The organism is Zavarzinia sp., from assembly GCF_041650655.1.
GTDB lineage: Bacteria > Pseudomonadota > Alphaproteobacteria > Zavarziniales > Zavarziniaceae > Zavarzinia.
Genome location: NZ_JBAZKR010000109.1, coordinates 1 through 11,699, shown reverse-complemented (window position 1 = coordinate 11,699; position 11,699 = coordinate 1). Strand labels below are relative to the sequence as shown.

Genomic DNA, 11,699 nt, shown 5'->3' with positions numbered 1-11,699 from the left:
CCGGGGACCAGCGTCTTGTCGCCGATCCTGACCGGCGGGAAGGGGCTGCCGGAAGCGAAGATGGCCCGGCCTTCGGACCATTTGTAGGCTTCTTCGGCCGTGCATTCGGCGTGGCTGGTCGGATTCGAATAGGGGAAGATGATCGGACGTTCGTTGATCCGCGCCATCGCCTCGATCACTTCCTGGGTGAAGGCCTTGGCCACGGCGGAGACGCCGATGATGCCGGTCGGCTTCAGCACCTCGACCGCCTGGGCGAAGTCGCGCAATTGCTCGCCCTTGTGGGCGAAGGGGCGCTGGAAGGGGGCGAGGTCGTTGCGGTCGGCGACGACCAGGCCGTTGATGTCGTAGAGGTGGCAGCGCGCCCGCGCTTCTTCGAGCGGCAGACCCGCCTGATGCATCACCTGGGACAGGAGATTGGCGATGCCGGTGCCGGCCGAACCGGCGCCCAGGAAGAGGAAACGCTGCTCGGTCAGCGGCTTGTGGGTGATGCGCAGCGCCGCCAGCACGCCCGCGACGGCGACGCCGGCCGTGCCCTGGATGTCGTCGTTGAAGCAGGACACGCGGTTCCGGTAACGCTCCAGCAGCGGCACCGCGTTCACATTGGCGAAATCCTCGAACTGGATGCAGCAACGCGGGAAGACTTCCTGCACCGCCATGACGAATTCCTCCAGGAAGTCGTCATATTCCTTGCCCCGCACGCGCGCCTGCTTCAGCCCCATGTAGAGCGGGTCGCGCAGCAGGCCCTCGTTGTTGGTACCGACGTCGATCAGCACCGGCAGGGTCATGCGCGGCGGCACGCCGGCGCAGGCGGTATAGAGGTTGAGCTTGCCGATCGGAATGCCCATGCCGTTGGTGCCGAGGTCGCCGAGGCCGAGGATCCGCTCGCCGTCGGTCACCACGATGAAGCGGATGTCCTTTTCCGGCCAGTGGCGCAGGATCTCCGCGATGCGGCCCTTGCGGTTGATGCCGAGGTAGATGCCCTTCGGCCGGCGCATGATATGGCCGTAGGTCTGGCAGGCGGCGCCCACGGTCGGGGTATAGACGATCGGCATGAAGCGGACCGGGTCCGACATGATCGTCTTGTAGAAGAGCGTGCGGTCGTTGTCGGCGAGCGACTGCAGGAAGATGTAGCGCCCCATGTCAGTCGACTTCTTGGAGAGCTGGAGCATGGTCCGCTTCAGCCGGTTCTCCTCGGTGTCGATCCCTTCGGGCATCAGGCCGATCAGGCCGAAGGCTTCGCGCTCCTCCTCGGTGAAGGCCGTGCCCTTGTTCAGGCGCGGGTTCTGCATGAGGTCCATGCCTGTCGGGAGGTCCGGCGACGGCGTTGCCTTCTTGGTCATCGGTCTTTTCTTTCGTCTGGGCCCGGACACGTCCGGGCTCGGGCCCAGACGCGGCGACCTGGCCGCAGAGGTAGTGGACGGCGCGATCTCACGCAACCGTGCACTTGGTCTAATTCGCGCCGTTCGCGCCAACACCATGCACAAATGAAAAGGGGCGCCCGCCGGGGCGCCCCTCGCCATGCGATTTCGCAGGAACTTACTTCGCGCGCTCGATCGCTTCGAGGATCAGCTTCTTCGATTCCTCGGGGCCGACCCACTTCACGATGGTGACCCACTTGCCCTTTTCCAGGTCCTTGTAGTGCTGGAAGAAGTGGGCGATCTGCTCGCACAGGATGGCCGGCAGATCCTCGTAGGACTTCACGTCCTTGTAGAAGGGGTGCAGCTTGTCGACCGGCACGGCGATGATCTTCTCGTCGGCGCCCGCCTCGTCTTCCATCAGCAGGGCGCCGATCGGGCGCGCGCGGATGATCGAGGCGGCGGCGACCGGCGACTGGCCGATCACGATCACGTCCGCCGGGTCGCCGTCGCCCGACTTGGTGTGCGGGATGAAGCCGTAGTTGCCCGGGTAATACATCGCCGTGTGCAGGAAGCGGTCGACGAAGAGCGCGCCCGATTCCTTGTCCAGCTCGTATTTGACCGGCACGCCGCCCTGCGGGATTTCGATCACGACGTTGATGTCGTCCGGCGGGTTCTTGCCGATCGCGACCTTGCTGATGTCCATTGCGGTCCCCGATTCACCTGAAAAGCGGCGCGGACCTTAGCGCTTGTCGCGGCGGAAATCATCTAGCCAATAGCAGTATCACCACACTGCCGACGATCAGGCCGGCGCCGGCATATTCGAGCCGGCTCGGACGCTCGCGAAAAACGAAGACGGTGAGCAGGATGGTGAAGACGATTTCGACCTGCGCCAGCGCCCGGACATGGGCCACGGGTTCCAGCGTCATGGCGAAGAACCAGCCGAGCGAGCCGACCACCGACAGGATGCCGACCGTCGAGGCCGGCCGCCAGGCGCGGTTCAGGGCGCCGGCCAGCGCCGCCCGGTCGAACACCAGCAGGAAGAGACCCATCACCACCGTCTGCATCGCCGTGATGGCGCAGAGCGTGACCGCGGCGGCGATGAAGGGGTCGGCCGCCGGCAGTCGAAGGGCGGCGGAACGGATCGCCATCGAACAGAGCGCGAAGAACAGGCCGGAGGCGAGGCCATAGACGGTCGCCGGCTCCCGCCAGGCGGTGCCGAGCTTGCGCCAGCCGTCCGCCTGGCGGCCGACCGCCAGTGCCACCAGGCCGACGAAGCCGACCGCGACCGCGACCCAACCGCCCCCGCTCAGACCTTCGCCCATGAACAGGGTGGAGAGCACGGCGGCCTGGATCGTCTCGGTCTTGGAAAAGGTCGTGGCGGCAGTGAAATTGCGCAGCGTATAGGCGTGGATCAGGCAGCCGGTCGCCACGATCTGCATCAGTCCGCCGGCCAGGCCGAAGAGGAAGAAGCCGGCATCCGCCCGGGGCAGTTCGACGCCACCGAACGCCATGCCGCCGACCAGCAGGGCCGCCAGCGGCGCACCATAGAAATAGCGCGCGAAATGCGCCCCGCTCTGGCCGATCACCCCGGTCAGGTGTTTCTGCTGGGCGGTGCGCAGGCTCTGCAAGCCGGCGGCCGCCACGGTCACCGGCACCCATAAGCCGAACATGATGGCTCTCCTTCGTATCCGGCGATCATCGGCGCCGCCCGCGCCGCCGTCCAATCGTCGCTTGTGTCTTTGACATAAGAAATTCTAATGTCATGCGATGTCGCGCCGGCTCCCGCCCCTCAATGCCCTGCGCGCCGCCGAGGCGGTCTTCCGGCTGGGCGGTGCCGGCCCGGCGGCGCGCGCCCTGAACGTCTCCCAGCCGGCGGTGAGCCAGCAGCTCCGCCTGCTCGAGGCCGATCTCGGGCAAGTGCTGTTCCGGCGCCACCGCGGCCGCCTGGTGCCCACCGCGGCGGGCGCCCTGCTGCTGCCCCGCCTGACCCAGGCCTTCGACCAGATCGCGGAGGCGGTCGCCCTGGTCGATGCGGCGGGCGGCGCCTCGCTCACCGTCGCCCTGCTGCCGACTTTCGCCATGCGCTGGCTGATCCCCCGGCTCGGCGATTTCCAGGAGCGTTTCCCGGCGATCGACCTCCGCCTGGCGACCTCCCAGGCCCCGGTCGAGAAATTGCGCGAGGGCACGGCCGATCTCGCCATCCTGCTCGGCACTTCGGCCAACGACTGGCCGGGGCTCGAAGCCGTGCCCCTGATGCCGGAAGACATGTTCCCGGTCGCCGCCCCCGCCCTCGCCGGCCGCCTGCACGGCCCGCAGGACCTCGCCCTGGTGCCGCGGCTGGTGGTCGACTCGCCGGTCCGGGCGCGGGATTGGGATCTCTGGCTGGCGGCGGCCGGGCTGGCCGACCTGGTGCCCGCCTCGATCCGCCGTTTCGAGTCCTCGGCCCAGGCGCTCTCGGCCGCGGCGGCCGGGCTCGGCGTCGCCTTGGCGCACCGCCCCTTCGTCGCGGACGATCTCGCCGCCGGCCGGCTGGTGCAGCCTTTCGCCCTGACCGTGGCGGGACCGGAAGCCTATTTCCTGGCCTGGCGCCCGGGCCGCGCCCAGGGCGAAGGCCAACGCCGCTTCCTGACCTGGGTCAAGGCAGCGGCATCGGCCGGGGCGCAGATTGGCGCCGCCTCAGAACATGCCGGAGCCGGGTGATGAAGGACCTTCCGCTGCCCAAAGTCTACCAGCTCCTGGAACCCGGCCCGGTCGCCCTGCTGGTCACCGCCAAGGACGGCAAGCCCAATGTCATGACCATGTCCTGGCACATGATGGTGGAATTCGAGCCGCCGCGGATCGCCTGCGTGGTCAGCGGCGCCGACTATAGTTTCGACGCCCTGGTCACGACGCGGCAATGCGTGATCGCCCTGCCCGACGCCGAAATGGCGGAGCGCGTGGTCGGCATCGGCAATTGCAGCGGCCGCGAGGTCGACAAATTCCGCCGCTTCCACCTGAAGACGGCACCGGCGGCGACGGTCGAAGCGCCGCTGCTGACCGAATGTTTCGCCAATATCGAATGCCGGGTGATCGACGCCCGGCTGGTCAAGAAGTTCAACCTCTTCGTGCTCGAAGCGACCAGGGCCTGGGGCGATGCCGACAAGCCCTGGCCGCGCACCATCCACCACCGCGGCTGGGGCGAATTCGTGCTCGACGGCGAAGTGGTCACCATTCCTTCCGCCATGCGCTGACGGCAGCCCCGCCTGCGGGCGGCGCATTTGTCCCGCGGCCCGTTTGCCCGGATGTTTTTGTATCACCTGATACAGAACCGAGGGACGCTGCCGTGATCGAGCTTTTCTACTGGCCGACGCCGAACGGCCACAAGATCACCCTCTTCCTCGAAGAGGCGGGCCTGCCCTACCGGATCCATCCGGTCGACATTTCGGCGGGCGACCAGTTCAAGCCGGAGTTCCTGGCGATCTCGCCCAACAACCGGATGCCGGCGATCGTCGATACCGAACCGGCCGATGGCGGCGAGCCCCTCTCGGTCTTCGAATCCGGCGCGATCCTGCTCTATCTCGCGGAAAAGACCGGCCAATTCCTCCCCACCGACCTGCGCGGGCGGAAGACCGTGCTGGAATGGCTGTTCTGGCAGATGGGCGGCCTCGGCCCCATGGCAGGGCAGAACCACCATTTCAACCGCTACGCCCCCGAGAAGATCCCCTATGCGATCGAGCGCTACATCAAGGAGACCAACCGCCTCTACGGCGTGCTCGACCGCCGGCTGAAGGGGCGCGCCTTCATCGCGGGCGACGCCTTCACCATTGCCGACATGGCCTGCCACCCCTGGATCGCCCTTTGGCAATACCAGAGCCAGGACCTCGACCAGTTCCCCGAGGTGAAGCGCTGGTTCGAGGCGGTGATGGCGCGGCCTGCCGTCGCCCGCGCCTATGAGCTGGGCAGGGACCTGTCCAAGCGCCCGGCGGTGACCGAGGAAGGCAAGAAGATCCTGTTCGGCCAAACCGCTGCCACCTTGGCGGCCAACCGCCCGGGCAACTGACCGTGGCGGTCGAGGGTATCGGCCTCGCCGTCCGGGCGCCCGCCCGGGTCCGGCCGCGCTATGCGGCCCTCGCCGGCATGGCGGGCAATCTCGTCTCGATCGGGCTCGCCCGTTTCGCCTATACGCCGCTGATCCCGGCGCTGATCGGCGCCGGCTGGTTTTCGGCCGGCGACACGGTGGCGTTGGGGGCGGCCAATTTCGCCGGCTACCTGGCCGGCGCCCTGTTCGGCCGCGCCATCGCCGCGGGCTTCGGCAACCGGGCGACGCTCCGCTTCATGATGGTGCTGGCGAGTGCCGCCTTTTTCGCCTGCGCCGAGCCGGTCTCGCTCACCTGGTTCTTCCTCTGGCGTTTCGCCTCGGGCCTGGCCGGCGGGGTGATCATGGTCCTGGTCGCTTCGACCGTGCTGCCCCATGTGGCGCCGGCCCGGCGCGGCACCGTCTCTGGCGTGATCTTCCTCGGGCTCGGGCTCGGCATCGTCGCCGCGGGCACGCTGGTACCCTTCCTGCTCCGCTTCGGCCTGGGCCAGACCTGGATCGGTCTCGGCGTCCTCTCGGGCGCCCTGACCGCCTTCGCCTGGTTCGGCTGGCCGGCGGGGCCGCCGCCGGTCTCTGCCGACGACGTGCCGACCGCGTCCACCCTGCCGCACAACCGGGGGCTGCGACTGCTCTATGTCGAATATGGCATGACCGGCCTCGGCCTGGTGCCGACCATGGTGCTGCTGGTCGATTACGTCGCCCGCGGCCTCGGCCGGGGGGCCGAACTCGGCTCGCTCACCTGGGTCTCTTTCGGCGTCGGCGCCACGCTGGGGCCGGTTGTCTGCGGCCGCATCGGCGATCGTTTCGGCTTCGGCCCGGCCTATCGGGTCGCCTTCCTGCTGGCGGCCGGCGGCAGCGCCGTGCTGGCGCTCAGCACCGACCTCGCCGCCATCGCCGCCGCCGCGGCCCTGATGGGGGCGCTGACGCCGGGCACGGTCACCCTGATGCTGGGCCGGCTGACCGAGCGCCTGCCGGGCGACCCGGGCGAACAGCGTGCCGCCTGGAGCCGCGCGACCTCCGCCTTCGCCCTGGTCCAGGCCCTCGCCGGCTATGGCTATGCCCTGCTCTTCACGGCGAGCGGCGAGGATTACGCCCTGATCTTCGCCCTCGGCTCGGCTGCCCTGGTGGCCGGCTTCCTGGCCGATTTCCTGCCCGGCGGCCGCTGGCGGGGGGAAGCCTAGCGCAGCCCGGCCGTCAGCGCTGAGCCGCGAAGCCGCGGCGCAACAGGTCGAGGGTGCGGTCGATATGCTCCGCCTCGAGGCGGCAGGCGAGATCGACATCGCGGGCCAGCGCCGCCTCGACCACCGCCTTGTGTTCGGCATGGACATCGCGCGGCTCGACCCGCTTGGCGAGCGCGATCCGCCGATAGCGCTCCGCCTGCTGGAACAGAATGCCGTGCATGTGCTTCAGCCAGCGCGACGGGCAGGCGGCGATCAGGGTGAGATGGAAATCGCGGTTCCGTTCCTCGAATTCGTCGCGCAGGTCGCCCGCCCCTTCGGCGAGCTTTTCCTCGACCTTGGACAGGCGGTGGAAAGCGCCGACCAGCGCCCCTTCCCAAGCGTCGTCGCCATAGAGGATCGACTGGCGCAGGGCCTCGACCTCGATCAGGCGGCGTGCGGCGGTGAGATCGGCGAAATCGTCGAGCGAAATATCGGCCACGCGGAAACCGCGCTGCTCCTCTGACGTTACCAGGGCCTCGCCGACCAGGCGGGTCAAGGCCTCGCGCAGGGTCGAGGCGCCGACGCCATAGCGCTCGCGCAGCATCTCGAAGCGCAGCTTCGACCCCGGCGCCAGGTCGCCGTTCAAGATGTCGTGCCGGATCGTACCATAGGCCGCTTCCACGAGGCTGCGCGCCCCGTCCGGCCTGGCCAGGGGACGTGCGACAGCCGCTGAATTCTTGTCCATTCGAAACTTCCCCTCGCGCACAGCGCTAGGATCAAATTGGGTGCAATCTTAGCAAAAACGGAAATTTCCTCAAGAGGATGTCACAGCAATAATTCCGACTACATCTGTTATGCCGTCAAATCCTAAAATCTCGAAAATTTATTGACACCTCCGAGACCCTGGCGCATAAGCGAAACAACGAAACCGGCCAGACAAAAGGTCACGGCCCGGGAGGGAAGGAAGAACGGTCATGAGGGGCGAGTACCCGCGTGCCGCCGGGGCATCGCCCGTCGGCCCCCGGGGCTTGGCGACGGTCCGACCGCGCCGGGAAGCGTCCGCTCATATCGTCGCTATGCGGTAGGGAGAAGACGCTTGGGGAAGAAGACAGATCCGATCCGGCGGGGTTGGAGCGCGCGGAAGCAGCCGGCGTGGGCGGGCTCACTGGCCATTCTCGCCGGCCTGTTGGTGGTGCCTTCGACTGTGCCTGCGGCGGCGGCGGAGCCGGCGGTGGAGATGCGGCTCTATCCCGACAATCTGTTCGGGGCGGCGTTTGCGGGCGGGATCGCGGTCGCGACGGGTTACTACGGCGCGGTTCGCGTCTCGGCCGACGGTGGTGTGGACTGGCAGCCGGTGGAGAGCGGGACGACCGATCTCATTCGCCGGGTGGCAGCGGTGCCGGGCGGGGCGAGTTTCGCGGTGAGCCATCGTGGCCGGATCCTCGAAAGCGATGCCGGCGGTCGCGACTGGCGCGTCATCCATGAGGAAGCCGGTCTCTATCTGCGCGACATTTCCTTTTCGGATGCCCGGAACGGTTTCGCGGTCGGCCACGACGGGGTGATCCTGCACACGGCGGACGGCGGCAAGACCTGGCAGCGCCAGGCGCTGGCCAACTTCACCGGGCGCGACAAGCCGCGCCTGTCGGGCGTCAGTGCGATCGATGCGCAGCATGCCGTCGCGGTCGGCGAATTCGGCGTCGTCGCCCAGACCAGCGACGGCGGGACGACCTGGACGGTCTTGAGCGAGCAGGTCTATCCGACCCTGCTGCAGGTGGCGATCGCCGGCCGGCGCGGCCTGGCGGTCGGCCTGAACGGCACGCTGCTGGCGCTCGACCTCGGGGCCGACGGGACCTGGGCGATCGCACCGATCGCGACCGGCACCAGCCAGCACCTGCTCTCGGTGGCCTTCTCGCCCGACGGGCGGACGGCGTTGATCGGCGGCGCCGGCCTTTTGCTGACGCTGCAGGGCGGCGCCTTCGTGCCGGCCAAGGTGACGCCGGAATTCCCGCTCGGCTATTCCTGGATCGGCGGCGTCGCCATCGCCGCGGACGGCAAGGCGATCGCGGTCGGCCAGGGCGGCGCCATCCTCCATGCCGACAGCACCGGCGGCCTGTTCACGCCAGCCACGACCGGACCTGCCACCGGACCCGAAGCGGTCCAGACCTCGACCGCCAGCCCGCGGGTGACCCCATGATCGCAACCCGAATTGCCGGCTTCGTGCGCCGGCGCGCCCTCTTCATCGCCGCAGGCATGATCGCGCTCACCGGCTTCCTCGGCTACAGCTCGTTCACCCAGCTCTCGCTCAAGGTGGTGCTGGAGGCGATGCTGCCGATCCATCACCCGAACGTCGAGCTGATGGCCAAGTTCGGCGCCCAGTTCGGCGGTGCCAACACGACCCTGATCATGGTCGAGAACACCGAGGGCACGATCTACAACGAGAAGTTCATGGCGGCCTACAAGCGGGTGGCCGACGAGATCTTCTTCTACCCGACGGTGCAGCGCCACCTGGTGCAGGCGCTGACGCTGCGCAAGACCAAGGCGATCGTCGGCTCGGCCGGGCGCATCGACATCAATGCGATCGCCTGGCCCGACCTGCCGCGCGCGCCCGAGGAATGGGCGAACTTCGAGGCGGCGGTCAAGGGCGCCTACCGCGGCCTGTTGGTCTCGGACGACGAGAAGGCGGGCATGATCATCGCCGACTTCAAGGACGAGACCGATTACGCCGCCCTGGTCACCTTCATCGAGGACCTGGGCCAGAAGGAGGCGGCCAACGGGATCAAGGTCCATATGGTCGGCCGGCCGGTGCTGCTCGGCACGATCTACAACGACCTGGGTGCCACGATCGTGCTGATCGGCATCTCGCTCGTGTTCTCCGGCCTGATCCTCTACGTCTACTTCCGCTCCTGGATGGGCGTGCTGATCCCGATGATGACGGCCACCACGGGCACCCTCTGGGGCACCGGCGTGATGGCCCTGGTGGGTTACAACCTCGACCCCTTGATGATCATCCTGCCGGTCTTCGTCTTCGCCATCGTGCTGTCGCACTGCGTGCAGTTCATGTCGCGCGTGTTCGAGCGGCTGCAGCCGGGCGTGCCCATGGGCGAAGCGGTCGAGGGCGGCCTGGCGCAGGTCTTCGTGCCCAGCCTGACCGCGATCGTGGCGGCGGCCGGCGGCTTCTTCGTCCTGGTGCTGATCGGCGTGCCGAGCCTGCAGGCGCTCGGCATCATCTGCGGCGCCTGGCTGCTGGCGATCGCGCCGGCGCTGGTCTTCACCGCCTCGCTGCTCAGCCTGATGCCGCGGCCGAAGCGCTTCCGCGCCCGCACCACCTGGGTCGAGACGATCTGGCGCATCGCCCGCTTCGACCGCTATCCCCGCGTCATCATCGGCATCACCGTGCTGTGCCTGGCGGGCGGCATCTACGGCTCCAAGTTCGTCGTCATCGGCGATGCCATCGGCAGCCCGATCCTGTGGCCGGAGGCGCGCTACAACCAGGACAACGCGCTGATCAACGACCGCTTCTCGGGCGTCGGCACCGACATCATGCTGGCCTATGTCGAAGGGCCGGACGACACCATGATCCAGCCCGCGACCTATCAGGCGATCGAGGCCTTCTCGCGCTACGTCTGGCAGCACGAGCCCAAGGCGCGCCATGCCCAGAGCCTGGTGCCCATGGTGCAGGCGGTGAACCAGGTGCTCTACGAGGGCGATCCGTCCTACGCCTTCATCCCGGAGACCGCCGACGACGTCGCCTTCAACGTCTATCTGTTCTCCTCCAAGGGCGAGCCGGGCGACTTCAAGGCCTATACCGACGAGACCTATCGGATCGGCAACGTCGCGATCCCGCTCGACGACAAGACCGGCACCACCGTGAAGGAGGTGACCACCCTCGCCCGCAAGTTCATCGCCGACATGCCGGCCCTGCCGAACGGCGCCAAGCTGCTGGTCGCCGGCGGCCAGGTCGGCATCGCGGAAGCGGTGAACACCGAGATCGAGGGCACCAAGGACGAAGTGCTGGTCGCCATCGTGCTGTTCATCGCGGGCTGCATCTATCTCGCCTTCCGCTCGCTGTGGATCACCGGCGTGCTGATCTTCGCGCTGCTGACCTCGACCTTCCTGACCGACACCTTCATGTACCTGATGGGGATCGGCCTCAACATCAACACCCTGCCGCTGGCGGCCCTCGGCGTCGGGCTGGCGGCCGACTACGGCATCTACATCCTGCACCGGGTGCGCGAGGCGCTGGCCGAGGGCGAGAGCTACGAGGACGCGGTGCATCACGCCCTGGCGACCTCGGGCAACGCCGTGATGATCACCGCGATCACCATGATCGCCCCGGTGATGCCCTGGGCCTTCTTCTCGGCGCTGCGCTTCCAGGCCGAGATGGGCGTGCTCCATGCCGTCGTCCTGTTCTTCAACATGCTGGGCGCCCTGATCTTCGTGCCCACCATGGTGCGCATGTTCCGCCCCGCGTCGATCGTCCGGTACGGCCATCGTGGGAGCCGCGCGTTCAAGGTCGAGACCGAACTCATGGGCAAGGCCGCAGAATAATCAGGCAATGGCAGAACCCGGCAGCGACCGGCAAATAGTGGGGCAAGGGGGGTAACATGAAACTGCGCAACATCCTGCTGGCGACGACCATCCTCGGCGCCGCCGCCGGCGGCGCACTGGCCGGCCTCGCCGACGACTTCGGCGACTTCTCGGTCGGCGGCCGCGTCAAGCAAGGCGTCGCCTTCGGCTATTCCGACCTGACCGACGGAATGCTGAAACTGGCCCAGGCCAACTACATCGCCGAGCTCGATACCTCCTGGAAGCCTTCGAAGAACATCGCCGTCACCGGTAACTTCTGGCTGCGCGGCGACTGGGTCGACAGCTGGGGCGGCGACCTGAAAGGTGCCGGCATCCAGAACCCCTACAGTCCGGACGGCCGCCAGCAGTATGGCTACCATTTGAACCGCAAGGGTGGCGGCCGCGACGATCCCTTCGGCAACACGGTGGATCACCAGAACCGTTACCTCGACGACTTCGAGGACGACATGATCCGCGAGCTCGCCGTCAAGATCACCGACGACTACAACCGCTTCGCCATCAAGATCGGCAAGTTCGTGC

The 11,699-nt window shown here is 67.8% G+C and carries 11 protein-coding genes; 7 read left to right on the top strand and 4 right to left on the bottom strand.

Features of this window, described 5'->3' with window-relative positions; genetic code table 11:
• From WC493_RS18845 to WC493_RS18835, 3 genes are all read right to left on the bottom strand, one after another.
• A partial coding sequence (locus tag WC493_RS18845; RefSeq protein ID WP_373067313.1) for an NAD-dependent malic enzyme occupies window positions 1-1,340 on the bottom strand: 1,340 nt, incomplete at its 3' end.
• 196 nt (window positions 1,341-1,536) lie between these two features.
• Window positions 1,537-2,061 carry an inorganic diphosphatase gene (gene ppa / locus WC493_RS18840; RefSeq protein ID WP_373067310.1) on the bottom strand — a complete coding sequence of 175 codons (525 nt, stop codon included), beginning with the start codon at window positions 2,059-2,061 and terminating at the stop codon, window positions 1,537-1,539.
• Window positions 2,062-2,119: 58 nt separating this feature from the next.
• Window positions 2,120-3,028 (bottom strand): DMT family transporter, encoded by a 909-nt coding sequence (locus WC493_RS18835; protein WP_373067308.1) that lies wholly within the window; start codon window positions 3,026-3,028, stop codon window positions 2,120-2,122.
• Between the two features lie 97 nt (window positions 3,029-3,125).
• Between WC493_RS18835 and WC493_RS18830 the strand changes: the two genes are divergently transcribed.
• The 4 genes from WC493_RS18830 to WC493_RS18815 all read left to right on the top strand — a co-directional run bounded on the left by WC493_RS18830 (window position 3,126) and on the right by WC493_RS18815 (window position 6,614).
• The gene (locus WC493_RS18830; protein ID WP_373067305.1) at window positions 3,126-4,058 is read left to right on the top strand and encodes a LysR substrate-binding domain-containing protein; all 933 of its coding nucleotides are present in this window, start codon (window positions 3,126-3,128) and stop codon (window positions 4,056-4,058) included.
• Window positions 4,058-4,588, top strand: coding sequence for a flavin reductase family protein (locus WC493_RS18825; RefSeq protein WP_373067303.1), 531 nt, complete (start codon window positions 4,058-4,060; stop codon window positions 4,586-4,588). Before WC493_RS18830 ends, WC493_RS18825 begins: the two co-directional genes overlap by 1 nt.
• Before the next feature lie 92 nt (window positions 4,589-4,680).
• Complete coding sequence (locus tag WC493_RS18820) at window positions 4,681-5,397, top strand: glutathione binding-like protein (protein ID WP_373067301.1); 717 nt, start codon at window positions 4,681-4,683, stop codon at window positions 5,395-5,397.
• A 2-nt stretch (window positions 5,398-5,399) separates the two neighbouring features.
• Window positions 5,400-6,614, top strand: coding sequence for a YbfB/YjiJ family MFS transporter (locus WC493_RS18815; protein ID WP_373067298.1), 1,215 nt, complete (start codon window positions 5,400-5,402; stop codon window positions 6,612-6,614).
• A 13-nt stretch (window positions 6,615-6,627) separates the two neighbouring features.
• Here the strand turns inward: WC493_RS18815 and WC493_RS18810 are convergent, their stop codons facing one another.
• The gene (locus WC493_RS18810; protein ID WP_373067296.1) at window positions 6,628-7,338 is read right to left on the bottom strand and encodes a GntR family transcriptional regulator; all 711 of its coding nucleotides are present in this window, start codon (window positions 7,336-7,338) and stop codon (window positions 6,628-6,630) included.
• Window positions 7,339-7,689: 351 nt separating this feature from the next.
• Between WC493_RS18810 and WC493_RS18805 the strand changes: the two genes are divergently transcribed.
• From WC493_RS18805 to WC493_RS18795, 3 genes are all read left to right on the top strand, one after another.
• Complete coding sequence (locus WC493_RS18805) at window positions 7,690-8,787, top strand: WD40/YVTN/BNR-like repeat-containing protein (RefSeq protein WP_373067293.1); 1,098 nt, start codon at window positions 7,690-7,692, stop codon at window positions 8,785-8,787.
• A complete protein-coding gene (locus tag WC493_RS18800) occupies window positions 8,784-11,141 on the top strand; it encodes an RND family transporter (protein ID WP_373067291.1) in 2,358 nt (785 codons plus the stop codon). The genes WC493_RS18805 and WC493_RS18800 overlap by 4 nt, the downstream gene beginning before the upstream one ends.
• Before the next feature lie 56 nt (window positions 11,142-11,197).
• Window positions 11,198-11,699, top strand: a 502-nt coding sequence (locus WC493_RS18795; RefSeq protein WP_373067289.1) for a hypothetical protein, incomplete at its 3' end; no start/stop codon positions are given.

Excerpts from the sequence above, each read along its gene's own strand:
- WC493_RS18835 (WP_373067308.1), bottom strand. The coding sequence starts at position 3,028 with ATGTTCGGCTTATGGGTGCCGGTGACCGTGGCGGCCGCCGGCTTGCAG.
- WC493_RS18825 (WP_373067303.1), top strand. The coding sequence starts at position 4,058 with ATGAAGGACCTTCCGCTGCCCAAAGTCTACCAGCTCCTGGAACCCGGC.
- WC493_RS18800 (WP_373067291.1), top strand. The coding sequence starts at position 8,784 with ATGATCGCAACCCGAATTGCCGGCTTCGTGCGCCGGCGCGCCCTCTTC.
- WC493_RS18810 (WP_373067296.1), bottom strand. The coding sequence starts at position 7,338 with ATGGACAAGAATTCAGCGGCTGTCGCACGTCCCCTGGCCAGGCCGGAC.
- ppa (WP_373067310.1), bottom strand. The coding sequence starts at position 2,061 with ATGGACATCAGCAAGGTCGCGATCGGCAAGAACCCGCCGGACGACATC.
- WC493_RS18830 (WP_373067305.1), top strand. The coding sequence starts at position 3,126 with ATGTCGCGCCGGCTCCCGCCCCTCAATGCCCTGCGCGCCGCCGAGGCG.